Source organism: Mesorhizobium sp. BR-1-1-10, assembly GCF_020165595.1.
Taxonomy (GTDB): Bacteria; Pseudomonadota; Alphaproteobacteria; order Rhizobiales; family Rhizobiaceae; genus Mesorhizobium; species Mesorhizobium australicum.
Window position 1 is genome coordinate 481,225 of the sequence record NZ_JAIUIL010000001.1, and the last position, 26,416, is coordinate 507,640.

Annotated in this window: 24 protein-coding genes and 1 pseudogene; 16 read left to right on the forward strand and 9 right to left on the reverse strand. The window is 61.0% G+C overall.

Annotated features, from left to right (window positions below):
• The first annotated feature begins 161 nt into the window (after window positions 1–161).
• The 3 genes and pseudogenes from LB555_RS02180 to LB555_RS02190 form a co-directional block, all read left to right on the forward strand.
• A complete protein-coding gene (locus LB555_RS02180) occupies window positions 162–407 on the forward strand; it encodes a hypothetical protein (protein WP_140663761.1) in 246 nt (81 codons plus the stop codon).
• Between the two features lie 15 nt (window positions 408–422).
• The gene (locus LB555_RS02185; RefSeq protein ID WP_140877209.1) at window positions 423–1,055 is read left to right on the forward strand and encodes a hypothetical protein; all 633 of its coding nucleotides are present in this window, start codon (window positions 423–425) and stop codon (window positions 1,053–1,055) included.
• Window positions 1,040–1,531: pseudogene (locus tag LB555_RS02190) on the forward strand (tyrosine-type recombinase/integrase); the annotation flags it as partial. The gene LB555_RS02185 and the pseudogene LB555_RS02190, both read left to right, overlap by 16 nt.
• Before the next feature lie 229 nt (window positions 1,532–1,760).
• Here the strand turns inward: LB555_RS02190 and LB555_RS02195 are convergent.
• From LB555_RS02195 to LB555_RS02225, 7 genes are all read right to left on the reverse strand, one after another.
• The gene (locus LB555_RS02195) at window positions 1,761–3,278 is read right to left on the reverse strand and encodes a M81 family metallopeptidase (protein WP_224682206.1); all 1,518 of its coding nucleotides are present in this window, start codon (window positions 3,276–3,278) and stop codon (window positions 1,761–1,763) included.
• 9 nt (window positions 3,279–3,287) lie between these two features.
• Window positions 3,288–4,238 (reverse strand): ABC transporter ATP-binding protein, encoded by a 951-nt coding sequence (locus tag LB555_RS02200; protein ID WP_140877205.1) that lies wholly within the window; start codon window positions 4,236–4,238, stop codon window positions 3,288–3,290.
• Entirely contained in the window at window positions 4,235–5,143 is a 909-nt protein-coding gene (locus LB555_RS02205; protein WP_411970746.1) for an ABC transporter ATP-binding protein, read from the reverse strand. Before LB555_RS02205 ends, LB555_RS02200 begins: the two co-directional genes overlap by 4 nt.
• Window positions 5,144–5,148: 5 nt before the next feature.
• Window positions 5,149–5,970 (reverse strand): ABC transporter permease, encoded by an 822-nt coding sequence (locus LB555_RS02210; RefSeq protein WP_140877201.1) that lies wholly within the window; start codon window positions 5,968–5,970, stop codon window positions 5,149–5,151.
• Window positions 5,971–5,973: 3 nt separating this feature from the next.
• On the reverse strand, window positions 5,974–6,909 hold the full coding sequence (locus LB555_RS02215) for an ABC transporter permease (protein WP_224682207.1): 936 nt from the start codon (window positions 6,907–6,909) through the stop codon (window positions 5,974–5,976).
• Window positions 6,910–6,986: 77 nt separating this feature from the next.
• Window positions 6,987–8,579, reverse strand: a complete 1,593-nt coding sequence (locus LB555_RS02220) for an ABC transporter substrate-binding protein (protein WP_140877197.1) — start codon at window positions 8,577–8,579, stop codon at window positions 6,987–6,989.
• Window positions 8,580–8,647: 68 nt separating this feature from the next.
• Window positions 8,648–10,273, reverse strand: coding sequence for an amidohydrolase (locus tag LB555_RS02225; RefSeq protein ID WP_224682208.1), 1,626 nt, complete (start codon window positions 10,271–10,273; stop codon window positions 8,648–8,650).
• A gap of 316 nt (window positions 10,274–10,589) precedes the next feature.
• Here LB555_RS02225 and LB555_RS02230 point away from each other — a divergent pair, with 316 nt between their 5' ends.
• Window positions 10,590–11,540, forward strand: a complete 951-nt coding sequence (locus LB555_RS02230; protein ID WP_140877698.1) for a LysR family transcriptional regulator — start codon at window positions 10,590–10,592, stop codon at window positions 11,538–11,540.
• A 334-nt stretch (window positions 11,541–11,874) separates the two neighbouring features.
• On the opposite strand, the gene LB555_RS02235 is transcribed toward LB555_RS02230, so the two are convergent.
• Complete coding sequence (locus LB555_RS02235) at window positions 11,875–12,069, reverse strand: hypothetical protein (protein WP_140877192.1); 195 nt, start codon at window positions 12,067–12,069, stop codon at window positions 11,875–11,877.
• A gap of 1,350 nt (window positions 12,070–13,419) precedes the next feature.
• The gene (locus tag LB555_RS02240; RefSeq protein WP_140877190.1) at window positions 13,420–13,620 is read right to left on the reverse strand and encodes a hypothetical protein; all 201 of its coding nucleotides are present in this window, start codon (window positions 13,618–13,620) and stop codon (window positions 13,420–13,422) included.
• 798 nt (window positions 13,621–14,418) lie between these two features.
• Here LB555_RS02240 and LB555_RS02245 point away from each other — a divergent pair.
• From LB555_RS02245 to LB555_RS02300, 12 genes are read left to right on the forward strand one after another with little or no spacing between them, the layout of a single operon-like run.
• Complete coding sequence (locus LB555_RS02245) at window positions 14,419–15,075, forward strand: cytochrome c3 family protein (protein ID WP_140877188.1); 657 nt, start codon at window positions 14,419–14,421, stop codon at window positions 15,073–15,075.
• A complete protein-coding gene (locus LB555_RS02250) occupies window positions 15,059–18,016 on the forward strand; it encodes a TAT-variant-translocated molybdopterin oxidoreductase (protein ID WP_140877186.1) in 2,958 nt (985 codons plus the stop codon). The genes LB555_RS02245 and LB555_RS02250 overlap by 17 nt, the downstream gene beginning before the upstream one ends.
• Window positions 18,003–19,376 carry an NrfD/PsrC family molybdoenzyme membrane anchor subunit gene (nrfD, locus tag LB555_RS02255; protein WP_140877184.1) on the forward strand — a complete coding sequence of 458 codons (1,374 nt, stop codon included), beginning with the start codon at window positions 18,003–18,005 and terminating at the stop codon, window positions 19,374–19,376. The genes LB555_RS02250 and nrfD overlap by 14 nt, the downstream gene beginning before the upstream one ends.
• Complete coding sequence (locus tag LB555_RS02260; protein WP_140877182.1) at window positions 19,373–19,909, forward strand: DUF3341 domain-containing protein; 537 nt, start codon at window positions 19,373–19,375, stop codon at window positions 19,907–19,909. Before nrfD ends, LB555_RS02260 begins: the two co-directional genes overlap by 4 nt.
• The gene (locus LB555_RS02265; RefSeq protein WP_140877180.1) at window positions 19,906–20,490 is read left to right on the forward strand and encodes a c-type cytochrome; all 585 of its coding nucleotides are present in this window, start codon (window positions 19,906–19,908) and stop codon (window positions 20,488–20,490) included. The genes LB555_RS02260 and LB555_RS02265 overlap by 4 nt, the downstream gene beginning before the upstream one ends.
• On the forward strand, window positions 20,487–21,614 hold the full coding sequence (locus LB555_RS02270; RefSeq protein WP_224682210.1) for a hypothetical protein: 1,128 nt from the start codon (window positions 20,487–20,489) through the stop codon (window positions 21,612–21,614). The genes LB555_RS02265 and LB555_RS02270 overlap by 4 nt, the downstream gene beginning before the upstream one ends.
• Complete coding sequence (locus tag LB555_RS02275; protein WP_224682211.1) at window positions 21,607–22,113, forward strand: hypothetical protein; 507 nt, start codon at window positions 21,607–21,609, stop codon at window positions 22,111–22,113. The genes LB555_RS02270 and LB555_RS02275 overlap by 8 nt, the downstream gene beginning before the upstream one ends.
• 17 nt (window positions 22,114–22,130) lie before the next feature.
• Window positions 22,131–22,907: an SCO family protein gene (locus LB555_RS02280; protein ID WP_140877174.1), complete on the forward strand. Its 777-nt coding sequence runs from the start codon at window positions 22,131–22,133 to the stop codon at window positions 22,905–22,907.
• Entirely contained in the window at window positions 22,904–23,848 is a 945-nt protein-coding gene (gene coxB, locus LB555_RS02285; protein WP_140877172.1) for a cytochrome c oxidase subunit II, read from the forward strand. Before LB555_RS02280 ends, coxB begins: the two co-directional genes overlap by 4 nt.
• A complete protein-coding gene (gene ctaD / locus LB555_RS02290) occupies window positions 23,845–25,458 on the forward strand; it encodes a cytochrome c oxidase subunit I (protein ID WP_140877170.1) in 1,614 nt (537 codons plus the stop codon). The genes coxB and ctaD overlap by 4 nt, the downstream gene beginning before the upstream one ends.
• Window positions 25,455–26,093, forward strand: a complete 639-nt coding sequence (locus LB555_RS02295; protein WP_140877168.1) for a cytochrome c oxidase subunit 3 — start codon at window positions 25,455–25,457, stop codon at window positions 26,091–26,093. The genes ctaD and LB555_RS02295 overlap by 4 nt, the downstream gene beginning before the upstream one ends.
• Entirely contained in the window at window positions 26,090–26,350 is a 261-nt protein-coding gene (locus LB555_RS02300) for an oxidase (RefSeq protein WP_140715666.1), read from the forward strand. Before LB555_RS02295 ends, LB555_RS02300 begins: the two co-directional genes overlap by 4 nt.
• Window positions 26,351–26,416 lie beyond the last annotated feature (66 nt).

Below are 26,416 nucleotides of genomic sequence, written 5' to 3' on the forward strand. Positions count from 1 at the left end.
TATCGCTCAAGGGCGGCTGGAGCGTCCGATTTGCACGCCAGGGTAGCCCTTCTGCAATCAAAGCTGGACATCGGGCTTTCCCCTTGGTCGGGCGCCTGCTATTTCGAACGCGTTCACAGAAAGTGCCACGCGTTCGGACAGCTGATTAGCGGATCAAGGTGATGAAGAGCGACACCCTCTCCTACCCCCCACGTGGCCTGTCGCGGGATGAAGCTGCCCGCTACGTCGGCGTAGGCGTAACAAAGTTCGACCAGATGGTCTTGGACGGGCGAATGCCAAAGCCAAAGAAAATCGACACTCGTGTGATCTGGGATCGCCTTAAGCTGGAGGCTGCGTTCGCGGATCTGCCCGGCGACGATGACGACAATATCGTCGACTTTCTCTTGAAAGGGAACCATCGAGGGTAATAGCCTGGTTCTGCCATGGAACAGCGTCTTAAAGACGAATACCCAGGTGTGTCCTCCTATAAGGATCGTCATGGGAAGACGCGCTGGCGCTACCGCGCCAATGGGCGCCTGGTGCCGCTGCCTGCCCCGAACGAGAGAGGTTTCAAGGAAGCCTATCGGGCTGCTGTCGAGGGTCGCAAGACACGAAAAGCGCCGGTTGTCACAATGCCGGGTGCTGCCTTGCCAGGAACGTTCGGAGCAGCCGAAAGGAGATTGAAGGCATCGGTGAAGTGGCTCGCTCTTGACGACAGCACGAGATTCAAGAACAGCCGCCTGGTCGAGGAATTTCTGGCGCTGCGGGTGGTCCCGGACCATCCGCTGACATGGCGCGACGTGCCCGTTAAGAACCTGCGGCGGGTCCACGTCGAAGAGCTTCTGGGACACTTCATCGCGACACCACACAAGGCCAAGCACCTGCTGGTCGCGATACGCAAGCTCGTCTATGTCGCGGTGCGACTGGACTGGATTGAAATCGATCCTACCGCGGCAGTCGAGTGGCGTCCTGCCTACACGGGCTGGAAGGCTTGGCCTCACGAAGCGATGCAGAAATTTGAGCAGCGCTGGCCGCTGGGGACGGCTGCGCGCACTACGGGCTGGCGCTCTGGCTAGGCAATCGTCGCGGCGATGTCGCCGATCTACGGTGGGACCAGAGGGTCACGCGCAAGGTCATGATCGATGGCCAGGAGCGTCATTTCGACGGCTTCGAGATCGTCCAGGCAAAGAACAAGAACAGGACCGGTGGCAAGCGGCTTTTCGTACCGATCACGCCCATGTTGGCCGAGATGCTTGGTGCCGCCGACAAGCGCGGCGAAACCGTCCTGGTGACCGCTTATGGCCAGCCCTTCTCCTCCAAGTCCCTGACCGGGAGCATGGCGCGCTGGTGCAAGCTTGCAGGGCTTACGAAGGGGCTGACGCTGCATGGACTGCGAAAGTCGCTCGGCGTCTATCTCGCCGAGGCCGAGGCCTCGACCAGGCAGTTCATGGAGGTGCTGGGCCACGACGACATCGATCATGCCGAGCTCTATTCACGCGAGGCATCGCAGGTTCGTCTTGCGGTTCAGGGCATGGATCGCGTCGTGCGGCTGGCGACCCGCAGGCCGATTGTTGCCGAACCTTCTGGCGAATCTGCTGGTAAGCCATTGAGAAATTACGATAGTGGTGGACCCGGAGGATGACCACTATCAGTCCGCTTTCGGGACCAATTGGCTGAAGCGGGCCTTCCGAAAACGACCAACATGGAGGCCCGCAGGATGGATCTGCAATCCGCTGACTTAAGCCCCGCAAACTTCTCCAGCTAAGGTTAGAGTGCGTCTGTCAAGGAGACGGGATCAATGTGCGCTCGAAATCCTTGTCGAGCGGCCAGAGCGGGCGTGGTGTGTCGGTATAAGGTCGCCGTTCCGCCCTCGGCGTTGCCAGCGCGCCTGCATCGCAGACGATGACCCTGCCAGCTATCGGCTCGAATGCCGCACGGAAATGCTGCATTGATTTCAGAACCAATACGCGGCGAGCCGTCGGTTCTATCCCGAAAGCGCGCAATTGCTGAAGATCGACGATCTGCTGCGCCTCTGAGACCACCAAGACTTCGATCCCGTCGAGGTCGATGACGGCGGTAGGTCCGAAGCTATGGCTAAGCCCACCCTGTATCGGTCCGTCGCCGACATAGGCGCCATCGGAGAGCATGGCCAAGACGCCAGTCACCGTCAGCGGGCCGCCGCCGAAGTTCGGGTCGCCCTTACCGCCAATCGTGACCGTGACGGCTTCGCCTTGCCTGTGACGATGCAGTTCCGCTGCTGCCTCCGCATCAATCATGGGCGCGAACACCGCGCCCTTCACTCCCGCATCAAGCAAGCCCTTCAACAGCGCGGTTGAGTCGCCGTAGGAGCCGGCGCCGGGATTGTCGGCATAGTCAGCGATGACAAGCGGTTTGTCGCCACCCCAATCGAGCGCCTCGGCGGCGGCTTCATCGACCCCTATGAAGACATTGCGCTTCTTAGTTCGGCCCTGCCAGATCCTGTCTGCAAGTTCCTCTGTCACACGGCTGGCGGTTGCATTGGCGTAAGGGTCGCGGCTGTCAAAGGTCGCTAGCACGGTGGGGCCGACACACGACACGTCTGCCCCCGTGAAGGCTGCATTAACGGAAACAGCGAGCAAGCCCTCAGACTCGGCCTCGCGGCAGCGGTCATAAAGCGCAAGGGTTTCGGGAACATCGGTGCGGCCGGAGTTCGCCTCGTCAAGCATCGGCACGTGCGCCCTGAGGGTGCGAGGCGCGATCTCTCCCCGAATCGTGCGATCCAGAATGCGCGCGGCATGCGCGCCAATCTCGCGCATATCCACATGCGGATAGGTCTTGTAGGAGACGAGTATCTGTGCGTCCCGGACCATGTCTTCCGAGACCATGGCATGAAGGTCAAGTGTTACCGCAATAGGAATTTCCGCCCCCAGTTCCTCCCGCAGCAGGCCAAGCAGATAGCCCTCCCCGTCGTCGCAAAAGTCGGGCACCATCGAGCCGTGCAGGCCGAGCAGCACGCCGTCGAGCCGGCCCCTGCTCGAACGCGCCGCCTCCAGAATGACGCCGGCGATGTGGTCATAGGCTGCTTGAGTTACCCGCCCGCCGGGCACGGCGTGGGCTGACACCGCGTGGACGACGTTCCAGCCGGCAAGCTCGGCGACATCCATGAAGCCGGCGAGTTCGGTGTTGGCGTTTCGCCGCGCGCGGATTGCTTGGTCGCCATAATGCAGTGCATCCACCTTAAACTGCGGCAGGTCGGTGCGGTAGCGCGAAAACGTATTGCTTTCGTGCATGAATTCGGCAGTCAAAACAGTGAACGGCATTGGGCTTCTCTATTGCGCGAGGCGAACGCGGTGGTTTTGGCCGATCTCAACAAGCGCGCTCGGCTCCGGTTGCTCGTCAGGGTTCGGACGGCGCGCAATGTCGGGCGAAAAACGCGCGGCGTCCGGAATGGAGGCAGCGTCGGGTAAAGCGCGCGCGCCGGTCAAGATCGCATCCGGGTCGGGAACAGAGCCGATCAGACGACGCGTATAGGGATGCGTCGGGCGGCTGAAAATCGAATGCCAGTCGCCTTCCTCCACTACGCGGCCGAAATACATCACGGCAACCCGGTCGCTAACGTGTTCGACCACACTCAAGTCGTGGGAAATCATGATGTAACTCAGCCCTAGCCTTTCCTGCAGATCCATCAAGAGGTTGATGATCTGGGCCTGGATGGACACGTCGAGCGCCGACACCGGCTCGTCCAGCACCAAAATCTTGGGGCTGAGCATCAACGCCCGGGCGATACCGATGCGCTGACGCTGCCCGCCCGAGAACTCATGCGGATAACGGTCTGCGTGGTCCGGCGCCAGGCCAACCCGCGTCAACATTTCGGCAACGCGGTGGTTGGCCTCGCTGCCCTTGGCGATACCATGCAGGACGAGCTGCGCGGACAGCATGCGGCCGATGGTCTGGCGCGGGTTCAAAGACGCGTAGGGATCCTGAAACACCATCTGCGCGATGCGGGCTCGATCCTTCCTGTCGGGAGCGCCGGGCCCCGTCAATGATTTTCCCTTGAACAGTATCTCTCCCGAGGTCTGCGCTTGCAGGCCCATAACGGTCAGCGCGGTGGTGGATTTCCCGCAACCGGATTCGCCGACGATGGACAGGCATTCCCCTTCGTTCAGGGTCAGGTTCACTCCTTGCACGGCTCGGAGCGTCCGCTTCGGCCCTAAAGGCGATCGACGCGGCAGCGAAAAGTGAACATTGAGATTGCGGATTTCCAGCAAGGGCGCACTCATGCGGTCGCCTCCTTATAGAGACCGCGCGGCGTCGTCAGCGTTGGCGCGTCCCGCCCGCGTTCCTCGGCGGTCACGACCTCGTCGAGTTCGGTGAGGCGACGACGACCGGCGGGCGTTCTCGAGCCCAGACGCGGACGCGCCGCAAGCAGGCCCCTGGTATAGGGGTGCATCGGATTTTCGAACAGTGCCCTGGTGTCCTGTTCCTCAACGAGCCGCCCTTGATCCATGACGCCGACGCGGCGGCACATATTGGCGATCACGCCCAGATCGTGGCTCACCAGCAGCACGGCCGTTCCCTCGGCCCTGCACAGTTCGGCAATTAATTCCAGCACGTCTGCCTGTACGGTTACATCAAGCGCGGTCGTCGGCTCGTCCGCGATTAAAAGGTCGGGACGGCAGGCCAGTGCAATCGCAATCATGACGCGCTGGCGCATCCCCCCGGACAGTTGATGCGGGTAGGATTCAGCGCGCTCCTCGGGCGACGGCACCCGCACGCTCTCCAACGCCTCGACGGCTTTCCTGCGCGCATCCGACCATCCCATGCCGCTGTGAACGACGAACATTTCCGCAATCTGCCGGCCGATCGTCGCCAGCGGGTTGAGTGCCGTCATCGGCTCCTGGAACACCATCGCCATACGGTCACCGCGCAGACGGCGCCTGGCGCGGACGCCGAGCTTCAGAACGTCCTGTCCCCGGAAGAAGATCGAGCCGCCGGTCACGCCCAGCGGGCGCTTCAGCAGACCCATCACCGAGAGGCCGGTGATGCTTTTTCCCGAGCCGGATTCGCCAACTAGGCCAAAGGTTTCCCCCGGCAGGATGTCGAAAGAGACGTCGTGAAGGAGTTCGTGGCGCTTGCCGACACCAATGCACAGGTCGCGCACCGACAGAATCGGATCGGGAAGAATGCCGCTCATGCCTTGCGGGTCCTCATATGGGGATCCAGCATATCGCGTAGCCCGTCGCCGAGCAGATTGAAGCCAAGGACCGTGGCGAAGATCGCCAGACCGGGGAACACCGATGCCCAGGGGGCGGTACGGATCAGGTCGCGCGCGTCCGTGAGCATGTTGCCCCAGCTTGGCTGCGGCGGGCGGATGCCGACGCCGAGGAAGGACAGGGCCGCCTCCGCCAGAACAGCACCGCCGATGCCCAGCGTCGCGATGACGAGGACTGGGCCGAGGATGTTCGGCAATATCTGGGTGCGCATGATGTTAATGTCGCCGAAGCCTGCCGCTCTTGCGGCCTGCACGAAGCCTTGGTTCTTGAGCGACAGGGTGGAACTGCGGGCGATGCGGCAGGTCCATGACCAGTTGGTCAGGCCGAGCGCAATCAAAAGGCTTGGCAGGCCCGGCCCCAGCACCGCCATGATGGCGAGCGCGAATACCAGGGATGGGATCGCCAGCATGACGTTGGTCAACCCGTTCACCAGATCGTCCCACCAGCCGCCGAAATAACCGGCCGAGACGCCGAGCGCGGTGCCGATGAACGAGTTGATCAACTGCGAGACGAGGCCGACTGTCAGCGATACTCTTGCGCCGTAGAGGACGCGGGAAAGGACATCGCGGCCCTGTCCGTCCGTGCCCAACCAATGCGCCCAGCTTGGGGGCATTTCGGAATTCATCAGGTCGGCATCGAATATCGGATCGTAAGGCGCAATCCAGCCGGCGCTGACAGCCGCTATTACTACGAGCAGCGCCAGCACCAGTCCAAGAGCAAAATTGAACCGCAGCTGCATGGATCAAGCCACCTTGATGCGCGGGTCGATGACCGCATAGGCGATATCGACCAGCATATTGATGACCAGGAACCACACCACAATCACGATCACTGTGCCCTGGACCACGGGAATGTCACGTGCCGACACGCTGTCGACCAGAAGCGATCCGACCCCCGGCCAGGAAAACAGCTTCTCGATCACGATCGCCTGCCCCATGAGAGAGCCGATCTGAAGGCCAAGCGTGGTAAGGATCAGGACAAGCACGTTGCGGGTGACGTGAGCGCGCACCAGACGCGGTTCGGACACTCCCTTGGCGCGCGCCGTGCGCACGAAATCGGCGTTCAACACATCGAGAACGCCAGCGCGGGTCGTTCGCGCAAGAAGCGCCATTGGCGACACCCCAAGTGCTATGGCGGGCAATATCACGTAGCGGATGCTGCCTGGCTGGTAGCCGAAGCTCGGCAACAGGCCGAGTTGCAGCGCAAACACGTACATCAGGAGCAAGCCGAGCCAGAATTCGGGAAGCGACAGGCCGGAGACTGCCACCATCATCGTGCCGGTATCCAATGCGCTGCCCGGCTTCAGCGCGGCAAGAAACCCCAGGGGAATGCCGATCACCGCGGCAAAGCTCATTGCCGCCAACGCGAGCTTGATCGAAGGCCAGAGCCGCGGCTCGATCACGGCCCACACCGGCTCGCGGGTCCGGTACGAAATTCCAAGGTCAAAATGCGCCAGCCCCCATAGATAGTCCCAAAGGCGGACAGGCAGCGGCTTGTCCAGGCCGAACTCTGCATTCAGATGCCCCATGACATCCGCGTTCGTGGCGTTACGCCCCTCAGCCATCAAACTTGATAGGAAGCTGCCTGGAACAACGCTGAATATCACGAAGATAATCAGGGCGACCGCCAGCAAGGTCGGGATCATCTGCAGGGTGCGGCGAAAGACGAAGCGCAACATAAGCGGGTTCTGCCTCCAATGGGCGGGCGCCGTGCGGCGGACGGGACCATGCCGGTCCCATCCGCTAGTTCACCCCGCTACTTGCGCGACGCCGGCGCGCTGTCGTCGATCCAGATATCTTCGTAGTCCTGGATGGCCAATTCCATGGCGTTCGGCTTCAAACCGTGGACCCATGGCTGATAGGCCATCACGGCCTTGTTGTAGTTGAAGAACCAGATAGGTGCCTCTTCCTGCAGTAGGTTGTTCGCCTTCTTCAGAAGAGTGTTCTGCTTGGCCTCATCGGTTTCATCGCCTGCCTCGTCAATCAGCTTGTCGAAGTCGGCATTGGAGAACTTGACGTAATTGCAGGCGGTCTGCGGGGTTTTCGAATAGAAGCAGGTCAGGTACTTCAGTGGATCGGGACCTGACGAATTCGACCAGATATAGGATTCGAATTTGTCGGACAGGATTTTGTCGGACAGGACGGAGCTTTCCACGGGGTCTGTCGTGACTTCGACGCCTACTTTCGCCAACATGGGGATGATCGCCTCGACGATCGGCAAGCCCCAGCTTTCATTCGAAGTCGCGGTCACCGAGAACTTTAGGCCGGTTTCGAATCCCGCCTCCTTCAGCAGTTCCTTGGCTTTTTCCGGATCATAAGCATAGGGCTTGGCCTCCTTGTCGAAGGCGGGCGACGACTTCGGCAGCCACGATACCGCGGGATACGCCTTGTTTTTCAGCAACTTCTCGACAATCAGGTCCTTGTTGATCGCATAGTTGATGGCTTGCCGGACGCGTTTGTCCTTGAACGCTTCGATCTTCGTGTTGAAGCCGATATTGCGCGTGTAGACTTCGGCCACTTCAAGGATGTGATCCTTCAGCGCCGGATCCTGTCCATAGGCTTCATATTGCACTGGTCCGAGAACGTTGGCATCAATTTCGCTGTTGCGGAAAGCGACGTCACGAGCCGAGGCTTCCCCCATCAGCATGATGGCAAGCTTGTCGAGGTGCGGCTTGCCCTTCTCATAATAGCCGTCGAACTTCTCGAATTCGACCTTCGAGCCAGGAACGTAGTTGACCAGCTTGAACGGGCCAAGACCGTTTGGCTTCGAGGCGAGCTGATCTTCCGGATAATCCTTGGAGTAGATCGGCGCATAGTTTGACATCAGGTTCCAGCCCGGATCGGCCAGGTTGATGAAGGTGATCTCGACGGTCCTGTCATCGATCTTCTTCAGCCCTGAAACGTGGTCGGCTTTGCCTGCCTGGAATTCGGCAACGCCGGCGATTTGCAGCATTTGCTCGGCACCTGGCAACGCCTTCTTGGGATCGGCCAGACGGTTGTAGGACCAGAGCACATCATCGGCGTCGAGTTTGTCGCCGTTGTGGAAGGTCCCTTCCCTGAGCTTGTAGGTATAGGTTTTGCCATCGGCCGACTTCTTGACCGATTCTGCAAGATCAAGCTCGGGTTTGCCGCTTTCCGGGTTCCATTTGTAGAGCGAGCGATTCATCGCTTTGGCGACGATCTCGTCTTGCGTATGCGGTGTCGCCGTGATGTCGAGCGATGTGATCGAATTTCCATAGGGCGCGACGTACACGAATGTCCCGCCATCCTTGGGGGTTGCGTCCTGCGCCAGCGCGGCGGTCGCCGTCCCGAGCGCAAGCGCTGCTACCAGTCCAAATCGGATCCACATCCTAGTTCCTCCCTGTGTGGTTCGTTACTTGTCTTCCTGTTGGGGTCGGACCGGCCTGGGCGAACAACTCAACCTCTGTCATAGACGATGCGCCCATCCAGGATGGTCATCTCGCAACGCGTTTCCCGCAGGATTTTTTCAGGCGCGGCGCTCAAGAGATCGTTCGAAAACACGGCGATGTCCGCCAGCATTCCGGGCTCCAGCCGGCCTTTGACGCTTTCCGCACTCTGGGAATAGGCGCCATTTTCCGTATAGGCGCGCAAGGCCTGTTCGGGCGTCAGTATCTCGGAAGCGTCCATCACCGTGCCCTTGTACGTCTTGCGCGTCAGCATGGCGTAGAGGTCCGGAAAAGGATTGGGCGAACAGACTGGCGAATCGCTGCCGGTGGACGGCTTCATCCCCAGACGATCCCAGGTCCCGATCGGATAGGAGCCCAACCCGCGCTGCGGCCCGAGAACCGAGACGTAGGCGTCGCCGAAATCGTAGATGAAGGCCTGCTGCGGCGCGGGCACGACGCCCGCCTTCAACATGCGCTGGTTTAGGGCATCGTCGACATAGCCGCAATGCTCGATGCGGTGGCGGCTCGTGTGTTTCGGATTTGCGGCACGCACAAGCTCATAGGCGCGCACGAGTTGGTCGATGGCGGCATCGCCGATGCCATGGCAGACTAGCGTATAGCCAAGTGCTGCGTAGCGGTCGACCAATTCGAACAACTGGGCGTCGGACAGCATCTGAATCCCGACATTGTCAGGCTGGCCGACATAGGGCTGGCGCATCCAGGCCGTTCGCCCGCCTGCCGAGCCGTCCGTGAATATCTTCACGCCGCCTATGCGGAACATGTCGCTGCCGTGGCCAGTGACAAGCCCCATCGCATGACATGACTCGACGATGGACGAACCGGGATCGCCCAGAAGCGTAGCCCAGACCCGAACCGGCAGCCGGCCGCTGCGCTCGGCCTGCCGATAAGCCTCGATCTCGGTCATGCCATCGACCTGGCCGACAGCCGCATCCATGCAAGACGTGATCCCGAATTGCAAAAGATGGTGGCCGCCCGCTTCGATGGCGTCGATGAGCTGGGCAAGCGGGGGCGTCGGTTGGACGTCATAGACGAGGTTCTGAGCGTTTTCCGCCAGCATTCCGGTCAGTTGCCCGTTCTCGCGCCCGATAAGGCCGCCATCCGGATTGGGCGTTGCGCTGTCGATCCCCGCCTGCGCCAGCGCCAAGGAATTGACGATGGTGACATGGCCGCAGGCGCGCGTGACCGATACAGGATGATCGGGTAAGGCCGCGTCCAGTTCCAGCGCCGTGGGCATCAAGCCGTCCGGATAGCGGGTCTGGTCAAATCCGCGCGCGGTTACCCATTCGCCCTTGGGGGTTGCGGCGGCACGCGCCTGGAGTGCGGCAACCAGCGCGCTGCGGGTCGGCGCGGCATCCGGTGTCGCATCGACCTTGCCGCGCAGAAGGCCCGTCGAGATCAGATGCAGATGCGCGTCGTTCAGGCCGGGCATCGCAAAGCGTCCCCCCAGATCGATTACCTTCGTGTCTGAGCCGACAGACGCTGTGATGCCGGCGTTCGAGCCACTGGCCAATACCTTGTTGCCAAGGATTGAAATCGCCTCTGCGACAGGATTGCCGTAACCTGTCCATATTTTGCCGCTATGCAGAACGAGATCGGCCGTATCTACGGAACTCATATTGGTTGTGTCCCCCCGAAAGGCACTCGCTGCTCCACAACGTCTCCGGTGTGACACTCCAACTGAGGCGTGTCCCTGGCAGTTGTGGTCGCGGAAATTTCACCGAACCACGACAGAATCCGAGATGGCTTCCTCCCGAATGCCGGCTTGCCGCCAGCTTGTTCGTATCAGGGTGCGGCCTCTGCCGGTCCGTGGCCAATTCGGTTTTTGCAACGTCTCATGCAAGATTTGCATAGCTCGCGAATGAATGAAATACATTGGCGATTCCGGGCAAATACCGGCCAATCCGGCGTCTGCCGCAAACAAGGGGGGGCTGGTGGAAATCAAATGGCTGGAGGATTTCGTAACGCTTGCCGAGACGTCGAGCTTTTCGCGCGCGGCCGAAACCCGTAATGTCACCCAACCGGCCTTCAGTCGACGCATCAAACAGCTTGAAACGTGGATCGGAGCACCGCTCATCAGCCGCGCAACCATGCCGGCCGAACTGACACCGGCCGGGCGCAATTTTCTTCCCATGGCGCAGGATGCGATTAGGATGTTCTATTCGGTGCGCGAGTCGCTGCGCCCGCCCGCTGAACAGGGATTGGTACGCTTTGCCGCCCTCCACACATTGACCATCACGTTCTTTCCTGACTGGCTGCGAGAACTGCAGCGCAATACCCGTAAGTTCGGCACGTCCTTTATTGCCGACAGGGGGGGCATCGAAGCAAATCTGGCTGCGCTGACCGATGATGAAACTGACTTCTTTCTCACATACTCACACCGCGAAGTGCCGTTTCATCTCGACCGCGACAGGTTCGCATTCTTGACCATCGGTGCGGACCGGCTGATCCCCGTCGCTGCGTCGGAACTGCGCATCGACAAGTCGGTACTGCAAGCTGAAGGTATTCTGGACGAACCCGACACGGCGAAGCTGTTGCTGCCCTATCTGGGCTACGGTCATAGCTCTTTTTTTGGCGTCGCACTTGGAAGGCTGTTTGCGAAACACTCCCCCTTCCGACGTCGGACGGTCCACGAGAGCACCATCAGCGCAGGCCTCAAGGAATTGACGCTAGCTGGCGCAGGCATCTGCTGGCTGCCGGAAAGTCTCGTCGAAAAAGACATTTCCAGTGGCGGTCTCGTCGCCTGTTCAAGCAACCCCACCTGGACGCTCGATCTTGAGGTCCGGCTATATCGCAGTTTGGACAAAACGCGAAGCGCCACGGTGGAAGCGATCTGGCAATCTTCCAAGTCGCTGGCCTCCAAGTCGCTGGCCAGGAAAAATTAGAGACTTAACTCATCAGGAAGCGATAGGCGCGCAGCACCTCGAGTAGACGTCCGATGCAAAGACGACGCACGCTGACCGTCCTGGCGCGCGCCATACCGCGATCGGTACGGCCATTTCACCTCAGGCCGATTCAAGCAGTCTTAAGCCGCGCCTTGGCTAGACACTAGCCCTTGGACCCCGTCATTCGGATCCTAGGCGCTCCAGTCCTCTGTGTCCGCCTGTCCCCGATACCGTTAGCTTTCTACCGCCGTGAAAGGCGTTGCTGACGGTCTGCGGGCCTGGGGCACCGAAGGTGACGCGGACGGCGGGCCGTTCCTGTCCGCGTGGGCATCGGCTAGATAGTGCGCTTTGCAAGTGCAGCTGCAATCGGGCCAACTTCTGCAACAACCTCCACCATTGGGATGTCAGCCTCGCTTGCCAAACGGGTAAGGCTGAATACATGGGTTCCAATCCCAAGCCCTTTAAGATCCGGATGGTTGAGGGTGTTGACGACATAGCTGTTGAACAGTTCGCGGGCGCGCACCGACATGAGCGGTCTCCGTGCTTTCGGCTAAGCATACAGGAGGCGGGGCCGCCATGGGAATGCATACTGCATCCCGTCAATTTCAAACGGCTACGCCAGCCGAAGGCGAGTAGTGCTTCAACACAATCGCTCACCGCCTATACTTTGCCCGGCATGGACACGCTTCGATGACATCGCGGCGCCTTGAAAGTCCCTCAGAGGCCAGCGGGGCGCTACGGCGCGTTTGCCGCGAAGATGGCAGCACGAGCTTTGTTCTTCGGCTTCGACATAGGTGTGGGAAACGCCATGGCTCACGCTATAGCGGGTTGATTTCAACCCGGCGCCGCTAGTATTTGCACGAATGCTAATATTAGGCCATGATCCCTTCTGCCGGGAGGAACTCCGGCATGGCCCGGTTGCCGGCCCCCAAGCCAAGCACACCCCCGGCAACTGGGCCGCCCATCTGTTAGTAACAGCTTGAGTAGCCACCCGCTGCGCGGAATGGTATGTCGAAGGGCAGCATCAAGGTTGGCGATGAGATCGCCACTACCGCGACCCTGCGCAGGCGGGTGACTGAGCATCGGGTGAGCGTCTTGATCCCATCGTCCAACCAGCCACATTCCATCGCGGATCGAACATCGAAGGTCGCCGAGGCAAGCCGACCGAGCTGATAGGCTAGCTTCGCCACGTCGATGACGACAGGGTGACCTCTCGCCGGATGCGGTGCGGCTGGAAGCCAAGTATGTGCCGCCGAATCGTAAGACGCCGCTGGCCGACAAGCAGACGTGAACATTTATAGCAAATGGATGGCAGCCTCGCCGTGAGCGGCTGGCCTGATGTTGCGGAATGGCTGAATTTTTTCTCCGAACGTTTCGTCCATTAGAAAGGAGGCATATATTATCAGCCAGCCGGCGGCCCGTCCCCCGCCCCCGCCGGTTAGGCCCGGCACGTTCCTGGTCCCCGCCAAAGATGCCGGGCCGCTTTGCTGCCCATACCGTGAAGCCGGGTCCAGCGCTCCGCTGTGCGCGTTGAAAACGGAATACGCCGCGCTCAAAATCGAGAACGGAAATGGGACAAGTTTGAATTTTTCGTGGCTCAGACCTCCTCTTCGAGCGGCTTGTGGCGTTTGCCGACCTAGGCCCGGTTTGTTGCCGGCCTCGAGTTCCCGCCGCACAGAGTAACCGTTCCTCGCTCCTGTCGAAGACGATTATTCAGCGAGGAATGAAGGCTTTGCTTTAGACCCCCCCTGCCGTGACAGGGCAGAGGGATGGCGCGTCGAAAGTTGCACCCTCATCGAGTGGCATGCGTATGCGACATCAGGCGTGACGGCGTGGCCCTTTTCCTTCGGATCCCAGTGGGAAAGGCCTGTTTGGATGCCTACTTCCCCTTCGCGCCGTCCTTGCGTGCTATGACAAGCTTCGGCATGTGGGCTTCAAGGATGATGCTGAGCGCTTCGTCTCTGGTGATGCCGACCTTGCGGGCGTAGTACTCAGCTTCTCGTGCCCGCTCGCGATTGAGCGGGCGTTCGTCCGCATGCTTCACCCTCTGCTTGGGTTTCTGCTTCACCTTCTTTCCCATGAGGCGAACCATAGCACAACAGGCACCCCGGCTTAACCCGGCGGCCGGCATGGGGCCCCTCCAACGGAAACAACACCTAGCGCTTGTCTCTGTCGGGTGCTCGGCTCGTCTTTTCGATGATGCCAGCCCGGCCGGTCACCATGATGGCTGTGCCGTAACTGTCAGCGAGCCCAACTCTTCGAGGTGGTGAACGCCGCCAGACAGGCCGGGCGATCAGCCCCTCAGCCCCGAACCTACTCCTGAGTACGTTCCGGTGGCTGACGCCTGCTTCCTGACGACCCGATCCAATTGGGCAGCTTCGACGCGCTACAGCCGGTGAACTCTATACACATCAGAGCGAGAGCGCAGGAACACTTTGCCGCCTTCGAACCAATCCTGAGACGTTGCATTCGCATCCGTGCAGGAACACATCCGGGACGCCGGAGTTCGGGACGATCGACATAGTCACGTGCAGTGCAGATTCAAAAATGGAATGCCCAAAGCTACGAGCCAACGCGAGGCGCTGATATGCCGTGGACCAGTGATGACGGGCGCAACGACCAGGCCACGGCGGCGGCGGCGCTTATTGTGGACGAGGAACGGGCCAGGCGCGCCGCAAAAACAGCGCGGTTGAAGGAGGCGCGTCTCGCTCAGGAAGCGAGCACAGCCCTTCCCGCCAAGCCTAAACCGCGGGTCGTGAAAAAGGTTCGTAGGATTTTGTCTCGGGCTAGGATGCGGTGGCTGCGAAGCCTCCGGCGATGGAACATTCCGAAATTCCAGGTGTTATTCTTTCTCACGCCTAAAATGTCAGCGTAGCGAATGCCACAGATTTTCCGGCCTGGCGCAAACGGGGTTGCACGGTTTGTCCTTTGGGGTGGACTGGCAGGCCTGGTGGCCCTGGTTGGGCTCGTCTCGGTTGCCCCGCGTGTCAATTGGTCGACGTTTGTTGCACGTGCCGATGCGCAGCCCGTTCCATTCAGCCATAAGCATCACGTCGGTCAGCTCGGTATCGACTGCCGCTATTGCCATAACAGCGTGGAGGTGTCGTCGTCAGCCGGGCTTCCGGCAACGGAAGTGTGTATGACCTGCCACTCGCAGCTTTGGACAAATGCCGACATGCTGGCCCCCGTTCGGCAGAGCTTGGCAACCGGAAATCCGCTCCGTTGGCACCGGGTGAACCGGGTGGCCGATTTCGTCTTCTTCAACCATTCGATACACGTCAACAAGGGCGTCGCCTGCGTGACCTGTCACGGCCATGTCGAGGAAATGCCCTTGATGCGCAAGAGCGAGCCCCTCGACATGGAATGGTGTCTGGGATGTCACCGCGATCCCAAAGATAATCTGCGTCCTCCCAACGCCGTCTTCAGCACCGATTGGACGCCACCCCCCAATGTCGAGGAAATGCGCGCCAAGTTGATAAAACTGCTGAACATCGAACCCCACACGATGACTGATTGCTATGTCTGTCACCGCTGACGAATCTCGGCTCTGGAGAAGCCTGGCCGAACTCTCCGATGCGCCAGAGTTTCGCAAATATGTCGAAGCGGAATTCCCGTCCTTGCGCGACGAAGGCTGGGCGACATTTCGACCGGGCCTCGATCGGCGCAAGCTCCTCAAGCTTCTAGGCGCCGCGGTTTCATTCGGCGGGCTGGCGGCGTGCGTACCGGCCGACGATATCGTCCCCTACGTCCGTCAGCCTGAAAACGTCGTGCCTGGCAGGGCCGAATATTATGCCACGACTTTTGCCAGAGAAGGGTACGGCGTCGGCGTGCTTGTCGAGACGCACGAGGGGCGGCCGACCAAGATCGAGGGCAATCCCGACCATCCCGCGTCCTTGGGCGCCACAGACGCAATCATGCAGGCGGCGGTGCTTTCGCTCTACGATCCGGACAGGTCTCGGACCCCGCTGCTGGACGGCGCTCCCGCCGATTATGGGTCTTTCCTCGGCGCAATGACCGCGCTGCGCAAGCAATTTGCTGAGGTCCGGGGTAAGGGGCTCGCCGTCCTCTCCGGACCGTCAACATCGCCGACGCTCGCCGCCCAATTTCGCGACTTGCGCGCAATTTTTCCGGAGATGCGGTTTTATCGCCATGACGCTCTGGGCGGCAACGCCATGACAAAAGCCACAACGGCTGCATTTGGCCGCCCGCTGTCGCCGATCTACAATTTGCAGCATGCCAGTGTCATCGTCAGCCTCGACGATGACTTCCTGGGTGATGGCCCGGGCAACCTCGCCTATGCACGCGGATTTGGCTTGCGTCGACGCACGCCCAGGCCCGGCAGCAGCATGAACCGGCTATACGCCATCGAGACGACTCCGACCATTACGGGTGCCTCGGCCGATCATCGTCTGGCTGTGAGGCCCAGCCAACTGGACGGCCTCGGCAGGCGGCTTGCAGCCCTGATTTCGGGCGATAGCGCCGCCGGCGAGGACGCACCGCAATGGCTTCGGGCTGCCGCGGACGATCTGAGGTCGGCCGGGTCGGGGGCATTGCTCGCCGTAGGCAACGGCGTGAGCGCTGATGTTGCCCATCAGGCCCTTTTGGCCAACCAGTCGCTCGGCGCGGTCGGGGTCACCCTTCGCCTGATCGAGCCGCCCGAAGTTCTCGGCGACGCGGCCGCATTGCCGGGTTTCGTTGATGATGCATACGCGGGACGCATCGACACTGCCGTCGTCTTGGACTGCAATCCGGTCCATACCGCGCCCGGCGACCTGGAGATTGGCAAGTCGTTCGGCAAGATCACCAATGTCGTCCATCACGGCCTCTATGTCGACGAGACCGCACGGCTCGCCCGCTGGCACGTCCCCGCCGCCCACGACCTCGAGAGCTGGTCAGATCTGCGTGCCTTCGACGGCACGACTTCGATCATGCAGCCGACGATTGCCCCTATATTCGCCGGTCGTACCGTGCACGAGATATTGGCCGTCCTTCTCCAGCAACAGGATCTGTCTGCGCTGGATCTTGTTCGGCGAATCTGGCGCTCGTCCGGCATGGAGAACGATGCTTGGGATCAGGCGTTGAAAGCCGGTTGTGTGGCGGGGAGCGGCGAACCGGATGCAGCAACGCAGCCGCCGACAACTCCGACCGCGTCCCCACCCCAGCAAGCCAATCGCCCCGGGACCCTGGAAATCCGCTTCGCGCCCGACCCGTGGCTGCGCGACGGGCGTTTTGCCAACAATGCGTGGCTGCAGGAGCTGCCGCGTCCCCTTACCAAGCTGGTGTGGAGCAACGCCGCGCTGATGGCGCCCTCAGATGCCGCGTTGCACAAGCTGGCCAATGGCGACGTCATCCGCATTTCCGCCGACAAAAGCAGCATCGACGCGCCGGTCTGGCTGACGCCAGGCCACCCCAAGGGGAGTCTGACGCTAACCTTCGGATTCGGCCGGCGCTCCGCGGGACCGGTGGCCGATCTTGCAGGCGGATTCGACGCGTTCGTGCTGCGGAAGGCGGTTTCACCGTGGGCACTGAGCGGCGCAACTGTCGAGCGGCTCGACCTGGGCAAGCAGCTTACGACGACGCAAGAACATCAGGCGATGGAAGGACGTCCTATAGCGCGGCACGCAACCTGGTCGCAGTATCGTGACAATCCCGACTTCGTGAATGCAGGCGCGCCTCCGGAGCCGAAGGAGTCGCTCTATCCCGAATACCACTATGATCAGGAAGCGTGGGCGATGGCGATCGACGAGAACGCCTGCATCGGGTGCATGGCCTGCGTCGCCGCCTGCCAGTCGGAAAATAACATTCCGACGGTCGGCCCGGAAGAGTGCGCGCGTGGCCACGAGATGCACTGGCTGCGCGTGGACCGCTATTATGAAGGTCTGCCGGACGATCCGCAGACGTTGTTCCAGCCGGTGCCCTGCATGCAATGTGAGAAGGCGCCCTGCGAAGTGGTCTGTCCCGTGAACGCCACGGTCCACACGCATGACGGCATCAACGCCCAGGTTTACAACCGCTGCATCGGCACCCGCTACTGCTCCCAGAACTGCCCCTACAAGGTACGCCGCTTCAATTTTCTGGAATACCAGGAGTTCGACAAGGAAAAGGTGGGTTTCCTTCAGGCGGTCAACAATCCGAACGTATCGGTCCGCTCGCGTGGCGTGATGGAAAAGTGTACATACTGTGTGCAACGGATCGCGGCCGCCCGCATCCATGCGCAAATCGACAATCGCCCCATAGCAGACGGCGAGGTGGTCACGGCCTGCCAACAGGTCTGCCCAACGCAGGCGATCTGGTTTGGAGACCTTAACGACAGGCACGCTGCCGTCAATCAGGTCAAGGCATCGCCGCTCAACTACGCATTGCTCGCTGAACTCAATACGCGGCCGCGCACCACCTACCTCGGCAAGGTCAGGAACCCGAACCCGGCGCTTGCCCGCGAGAGGGAGGAGAAAGGGGACGGCCATGGCAAAGGCTGACGTCGCGCGACGGGACGGCTCCCTCGCCGTCCTGGAAGGGAGGCACACCAAACAGGAGATCACCAGGCGCATCGGCTCGATCGTACTGCAAGGCCGATTGCCGCGATATTTCTGGCTCGCCTTTGCTGGTTTCTTCATGCTGGTGATGCTGTTCTTATACTCGATCGTCTACCTGATCGCTGTCGGTGTCGGGAAATACGGCATCAACATCCCGGTCGCCTGGGGCACAATGATCTCGAACTTTGTGTGGTGGATCGGCATTGGTCATGCCGGAACCTTGATCTCGGCCGTGCTGCTTCTCCTGCGTCAGAGCTGGCGGGATTCCATCAACCGCTTTGCAGAGGCCATGACGCTGTTCGCAGTGGCGATGGCCGGGCTGTTCCCGATTTTGCACCTTGGCAGGCCGTGGTTCTTCTACTGGCTGCTGCCACTGCCCAACACGCACATGCATTGGCCGCAATGGCGCAGCCCGTTGGTCTGGGACTTCGCGGCAATCTCAACCTACGCCACCGTGTCGCTGCTGTTCTGGTACATGGGCCTGATACCCGACCTCGCAATCCTGCGCGACCGCGCTGAAACGCGCCGGGGGCAGCTGTTCTATGGTATCCTCGCGCTTGGCTGGCGCGGGTCAGCCTACCATTGGATGCGCTTCCAGAGCGTCTACTATCTGTTGGCTGCCCTCGCCGCGCCGCTTGTCGTGTCCGTGCATTCGATCGTGTCGCTTGATTTCGCCTATGCGCTGGTGCCCGGCTATCATTCAACGATATTCCCGCCCTATTTCGTTGCTGGGGCGCTGTATTCGGGCCTCGCCATGGTGGTCACTATTGCCGTCCCGCTTCGCACTCTGTTCAAGCTGGAAGACATCATTACGAAACGCCACATGGAAAATGCCGCCAAGCTGATGATCGCCTCGGGCATGATCGTCGTTTACGGCTACATCTCAGAGATTTTCTTCTCCTGGTACTCGGGCGAGGATTTCGAGCGGGTCATGATGTTCCGCCGCGCCTTCGGGCCCTACGCCTGGTTCTTCTGGCTGATGATGTTCTGCAATGTGGGCGTCCTGCAGCTCTTGTGGTTCCCCCGCGTCAGGTTGTGGATGCCGGGCCTTTGGACAATTTCGTTGCTGATAAATGTCGGTATGTGGACGGAGCGCTACGTCATCGTGGTCAGTAGCCTGGCCAACGGCTACCTGCCGTCGTCCTGGGGCTCGCAGTCGCTGACCTGGCTCGACTTCGGCATCCTGTTTGGTTCGCTCGGCACATTCTTCGCGCTGGTGTTTCTGTTCATCCGAATTCTCCCTGCGGTGACCATCTTCGAAGTCGAGGAGCTGGCGCATGAGCAAACGGTGGGGAAAGCATGAGCGCCCCTCAGCCGTATGGAATGATGGCGACTTTTCCGACGCCGGAAAGCCTGAGCAGCGCGGTCCAGTCCCTGCGCGAGTTCGGCTACACCAGGTTGGATGCCTTCTCGCCCTACCCCATCGAGGGTCTGCCCGAGAAGCTGGGAGCGCGTCGTACGAGATTGCCCTATGTTGTGCTGGCGGGCGGTCTGCTCGGGGCCGCGGCCGCTTATTTGCTTATCCTGTACTCGGTCGAGATCGACTATCCGATCAACGTCGGGGGCCGGCCGATGAATGCATGGCCGGCCTATCTCGTCCTTGCCTTCGAAGCCGGCGTTCTCGGAGCGGCCATTGCCGGGTTTGTGGGGATGCTCGCGGCCAACGGCTTGCCTCGTTACCACCATCCCGTCTTCGGCGTGTCTGACTTCAGCTATGGTTCTGGCGGTCGTTTCCACCTGCTGCTCAAGGCCTCGGACCCGCTGTTCAGGCCGGTGGCCGCGCGAAACCTGCTCAAGCGGCTGGGCGCACACCATATCGAACTGGTGAAGCCATGACCTCCGCCCCACGCATCCGCCGCTGCTTTGGCGGGCTGCGCCTCGGGACCACGGCGGTCCTCGTGTGCTCGGGCCTGCTGGCAGGCTGCCAAAAGCAGGCGATGTCGGACCAGCCACGCTATGATCCGCTCGCATCGGCGGCAACATTTCCCGACGGCGCGTCGGCCAGGCAGCCGGTTCCCGGAACGGTGCGGCGCGACACCGACATCTCCCCAACGCCAAGCGATATCCCGCAGAAAATAGACATGGCTCTGCTTCAACACGGCAGGGAACGCTTCGACATATTCTGTTCGCCCTGCCACGGGCTCTCGGGGGACGGGCAAGGGATGATCGTGCAACGCGGCTTCCCGTCACCGCCCACCTACCATCAGGATGCCCTGCTGCAAGTCTCCAACCGGCATATTTACGATGTCATAACCCGTGGCTACGGCGTGATGTACTCCTATGCGGATCGGGTTCCGCCAGCTGACCGCTGGGCGATCGTAGCCTATGTGCGCGCACTTCAGCTCTCGCAGCATGCCCGGCTGGCGGAATTGCCGACCGCGGTGCGCGAGAAGATCGAGGGGAGCGCGACACAATGAACGAGCTTATCCTGCAGCGCGCCGCGCCTGTGGCCGGCATAGTCGGCCTTGCAGGTCTCGCGGGCTGCGCGTTCGGCTTGTTCCTGGCACCGATGCAGGTCGCCGCCGCGTGGTGGACGGCCGCTCTGTTCATCCTCGGGTTGCCGCTCGGAGCCATTGCCCTGCTGATGATCCATGTGCTCACCGGCGGCGACTGGGGGCGCGCCCTGCGACCCTGGCTGCGCACTATCGCCGCCACCTTGCCAGTCGCACTGGCCATGATGCTGCCGTTGCTGTTGGCGTTGCACCCGGTATTCGCCTGGGCACACCTTCCCGCAGAAGAATTGCCCGAAAAGGTGCAACTCAAGCTGGCGTATCTCAACGTGCCATTCTTCTTGTTGCGTGCTGCCAGTTGCGCGGTTGCCTGGCTATGGCTGTGGTCGCTGGCTATGTCAATCAGTTCGGATGGGGCGAAAAGCCGACCCTCCGCCCGCCGTGGCCGCTGGGCGGCTGTCGGCCTCGTCATCTATGGGTTGAGCGTCCTGATGTTCTCCGTGGACTGGATGCTGGCGCTGGAACCGCAGTTCGTCTCGACGGTGTACGGAATGATCGAGACCTCCGGCCAGATGTCTGGTGCTTTGGCCCTGGCAACACTGCTGATGTCGCTCGGGCTGACAGAAAGCATTCCACAAGGCGGCAAGAGGGGCGTGCTCATCACTGAGGACACGTGCAACATGCTGTTCGGCTTCGTTCTCGGCTGGGTCTATCTTGTCTATATGCAGTACCTCATCGTCTGGGCGGCGGACCTGCCAGACGAGATTCACTGGTACGTTGCCCGCGGCAAGAACGGGTGGCAAATTGCGACGTGGGTTATGGTCGCTTGCCACGCCGTTGCGGTCACAGCATTCTTGTCGCGAGGCCTCAAGCGCAGCCGAAACGCCGTCGCCGTCCTCGCCGCAGTTGTTCTCGCCGGTCATGCCCTAGACCTCGTCTGGCGCGTGCGGCCGGCATTTTCAGAGACCTCACTGCACTATGCGTGGATCGACGTTGCCGCCTTTGCGGCTCTGTGCGGCTTGCTTCTGGCTGCTGCGGGGTCGCCGCGCCTTATTGACCGTCTCGCATCAAGAGCGCCGATCAATGGCTGAACCGAACAGGCGCCAACCCGAAAGTCGCGACGTATCGGCGCGAATCCTGCTGTGGTCTTCAGCCGGGTTCGTCGTGTTCCTCGGCGTAACGCTCGGCGTGCTCGCGCTCCTTTTCGACACCACTCCGCGACAGCCACCCCTCGGTCGCGCTTTCGAGGACAATGATCGTTCCCCTACTCTGCAGCGCGACGGCGAAGATGCGCTGGGGATGCTCCTGGCGCGCGAGAAGGCGCAACTGGAAAAGACCGGATGGATCGATCATAAGGCCGGCATAGCCCGCATTCCGATAGAGGATGCCATCCAAATGATCGCGGACAAGGGTGTACCGGAATGGATGGGGCGCGGTTCCGCTAAAAGCGGCGAATGCGACCTGCTAAATGCAAACGTCCCACGGGCGCCGCAGGCAAGAGACTGCAGGAATACGGACGAGACCGCACCCGGCGGATCGACGCCGGCCGCGGAAGCTGGCAGCGCAGCGGCAACTGGAGGCGCCAGATGAAGTCTTTGGCGGTTGTGGTGCTGTTGACCGCCGGCTTGCTGTTGGCGGTTCAGGCAAAGGCTACTGTCAGTCGTCCGGCGCTTTTGCCGCCTCCGAACGCGGGGATTGATCCCAACCTCGCCTTCTTGGAGGCATCGGGTGTGCGCAGGCCTTTCAAGGATGTGCTCGGCGGCAAAGCTGCTGTCCTGTTGATTGGCTACAACAAATGTCCAAACCTCTGCGGTCTCACGCAGAACATAGTAGCGGACGCCCTTGAGCAGAGCGGACTCGACGGGGACGCTTACCGGGCAGTCTTCGTCTCGATCGACCCCGGCGAGACGGCGGCTGATGCGAAAGCCGGCAAGGCGACGCTGGCGAGGATCATGAACCGCACCGACATGCCGGCGTGGCGCTTTCTCACCGGCGATGACGCCTCGATCGGCAGCCTCGCGCATGGACTGGGCTACACCTACCAGAGCCGCGAGCGTATAAACCAGTTTGTCCATCCCGTCTCGGTCGCCGTGCTCACGCCGCAAGCCAGACTCTCGCGCCTGCTCTCTTCGACCACGCTGAAGCCGCGCGATCTCCGGCTGGCACTGGTCGAGGCGTCCAGCGGCTCCATCGGCACCTACTCAGACCAGGTCGTGCTGCTTTGTTCAGGCTTTGATGCGTCGCGTGGCCAATACACGCCGCTGATCGGCCGGGTGCTGTCGGCCTCAGGTGGCGTGACCTTGGCACTGCTAGGCGGGCTGATCTTCATCCTGTCGCGCAAGCCCGGGGGAAGCGGGAACCGCCGGAGGGAGAAGACGCCGTGAGCGGAGGCATTCAATTTCTCCCGCCCGAGGCCTCGAGCCTGGCGCCACAGGTCGACTGGTTGTTCTACACGCTCTTGGCCTTTTCGGGCGGGCTTGGGTTGTTTTTGACCGCGCTTGTTATTGGATACGCGGTGAAATACCGGGCGGGCTCATCCGCCGACCGCTCCGGGCGCGTGGCGCGTAACACCCCTTTGGAGATCGGATGGACGACCGCCACGCTCGTCATAGCGTTCGCGCTTTTCGGCTGGGGAGCCTATCTCTTCGTGCAGCGCGACCATCCGCCCGCGGATGCGATCGAGATAGCCGGGCTCGGCAAGCAGTGGATGTGGCAGTTCCGGCATGCCGGCGGCCAGCGCGAAATCGACGCATTGCACATTCCAGTTGGTCGCCCCATCCTCGTCACGCTCGGCTCTCAGGATGTCATCCACTCCTTCTTCGTTCCTGCTTTTCGCGTAAAGCAGGACGCGGTTCCCGGCCGATCAACGCGGGTCTGGTTCACCGCCACCAAGCCCGGCAAGTACCGGCTGTTCTGCGCAGAATATTGCGGCACAGCTCACTCGCAAATGCTGGGCACCGTCTATGCGATGGAGCCTCAGGACTTCGCGGCCTGGCTGAAGGAAGAAGGTGGGGGCCAATCGCTTGCCGGCTCCGGCGAGCGCCTTTTCAGCTCACTTGGATGTTCGGGATGCCACGATGGTGGCGGCACGGTGCGGGCCCCTAACCTGCGAGGTGTTTTCGGGCGCCCGGTGGCGCTCTCCAACAGCACCACCGTCATGGCCGACGAGCGCTATATCCGCGATTCCATTCTGCAGCCGAACAAGCAGGTAGCGGCCGGCTACGATCCCGTGATGCCCAGTTTCGACGGCTTGATCGAGGAGAGCGAGCTTCAAGAGGTCGTGGCGTACATAAAATCATTGTCCACACAGGAGGGTTCACGATGAATGCTCCGGCCGCCCCGGTCGCACCGAGCTATCTCAGCGAAGGCACGACACCTGTTTCGTGGTTACTAACGACGGACCACAAGCGCATCGCCTGGCTTTACCTGATTTCGCTCACCGGCTTCTTTTTTCTCGGTGGGGCCATGGCCACGCTGATGCGCATCGAGCTCGCGACGCCCGCCGGCGACCTTGTCTCGGACGACACGTATAACCGTCTATTCACGATCCACGGGATCGTGATGGTCTGGTTCTTCCTGGTCCCCTCAATCCCAGCCACGCTCGGCAACTTCCTCCTGCCGCTGATGATTGGTGCGCGCGACCTGGCCTTCCCAAAACTGAACCTAGCGAGCTGGTACGTGTTCATCCTCGGCAGCCTGTTTACGCTGTCTGCGGTGGTTGCCGGCGGTGTCGACACCGGATGGACCTTCTACACTCCGTTTTCGTCTATTTACTCGAACAGTCACGTGAGCGCGGCCGCTTTCGGCGTCTTCGTAGTCGGCTTCTCGACGATCATGACCGGCATCAATTTTATCGTTACGGTCCACAAGCTGCGCGCACCGGGGCTCACCTGGTTCAGGCTGCCGATCTTTGTCTGGACGATATACGCGACGAGCCTTGTCATGGTGCTGTCAACGCCGGTGCTGGCGCTGACGCTCATCCTGATCGTGTTTGATCGGCTGTTTGGCATCGGGATCTTCGACCCTGGTCAAGGCGGAGATCCGTTGCTGTTTCAGCATCTTTTCTGGTTCTACTCCCATCCCGCCGTCTACATCATGATCCTGCCCGGCATGGGTGTGGTGTCCGAGATCATACCGTGCTTTTGTCGAAAGCCGCTCTTTGGATACACCGCCGTCGCGCTCGCCACGATGGCCATCGCCCTGTTCGGGTTTCTGGTGTGGGGCCATCATATGTTCGTCTCCGGCCAATCAACGTACGCAGGCGTCGTGTTCTCTTTTCTGTCGTTTTGCGTTGCCATTCCCTCCGCAATCAAGGTGTTCAACTGGAGCCTCACGCTGCGCAAAGGTTCCATCACCTTCGAAGCGTCGATGATTTATGCGCTGGGTTTTCTGGCGCTGTTTACCTTCGGCGGACTCGCGGGGCTATTCCTGGCTTCGCTGGCGGTCGACGTCGACCTCCATGACACCTATTTCGTGGTAGCTCACTTCCACTACATCATGGTGGGCGGCATGGTGACCGCATTCATGGCGGGTATCCATTTCTGGTGGCCCAAGATGACGGGACGCATGTATCCCGAGATGTGGGCCCGGGTGGCCGCCGCTACGATATTCATAGGCTTCAATCTCACCTTTTTTCCTCAGTTCGTGCTCGGGGTTTTGGGGATGCCGCGCCGTTATCACGCCTATCCCCCAGAATTCGCCTTCTGGCATGAACTGTCTTCCGCCGGCGCTGTGATCCTTGCCATCGGGTATCTGATGCCGCTCTTCTATCTCGGGTGGTCGCTGTTTGCCGGCCGCTTCGCTCCGGCTAACCCATGGCGCGCCACCGGCCTTGAGTGGCAGACGAGTTCGCCGCCGCCACCGCACAATTTTGAACAGATGCCGCAGGTGACCAGCAAGCCGTATCAATACGAGCTCAAGGACCAGCAGTCATGACAGCGACCGAAAGCATTGCGTTTCGCGATGCCGAGCGCGAGCGCACGGCCGACGCCCTTGGGATGTGGGTATTTCTGATTTCCGAAGCCATGCTCTTCGGCGGACTCATCCTGATCTACACGGCCGCGCGGATCCACAGCTCCGAAACGTTCGGCGAAGCGTCCAGGCACCTTTCGGTCCTACTTGGCACTGCCAACACGGCAATCCTGATTACCTCAAGCCTGACGATGGCGCTGGCGCATTGGGGGTTGCAAGGTGAGCGCCCAAAGACTTCGGTCTTGTCACTGCTGGCGACAGCCGTGCTTGGTACTGCCTTCCTCGCCATCAAAGGTTATGAATATTTTGAGGAGGCGCAGGAACACGTGGCTCCGGTGCTCGGGCTGCCTTTCCACTGGCAAGGAGCGCACGAACTGGCGGCGCGCCACTTCTTCCAACTGTACTTTGCCATGACGGGGTTACATGCTTTGCACCTCTTCAGCGGCATCGCGGTGGTGCTCGGGATCGCTGCCAGCTGGAATTGGGCGAACCCATCAAACCACCTGCGCCGCGTACGTGCGGTCGGATTCTACTGGCACTTCATCGACATCGTTTGGGTGATCCTGTTTCCCCTTCTGTACCTGGTGAGCCGGGCATGACCCTCTCACGGCTCATCCTCGCCTACATTGGTCTGCTCGCGCTGCTGGCGCTCACTGTCGCCTCGTCCTATCTCGATTTGGCCGGTTTCAACATGTTGACCAACATGGCGATCGCTGCGGCAAAGACCGTCATCATCGCTCTGGCATTCATGGAATTGGCCCGCATGGAAATCTTGGTAAGGCTGAGTGTTGTGGCGGGCGCGCTCTGGCTGTTGATCCTGTTTGTGCTGACGCTGATTGACCAGCCGATGACCTGATCACTCCGCGTTCGATTTACCAAGGCGCTACAGTTTGTCGCGATTCGCTCCGGATCAGATGAAGCA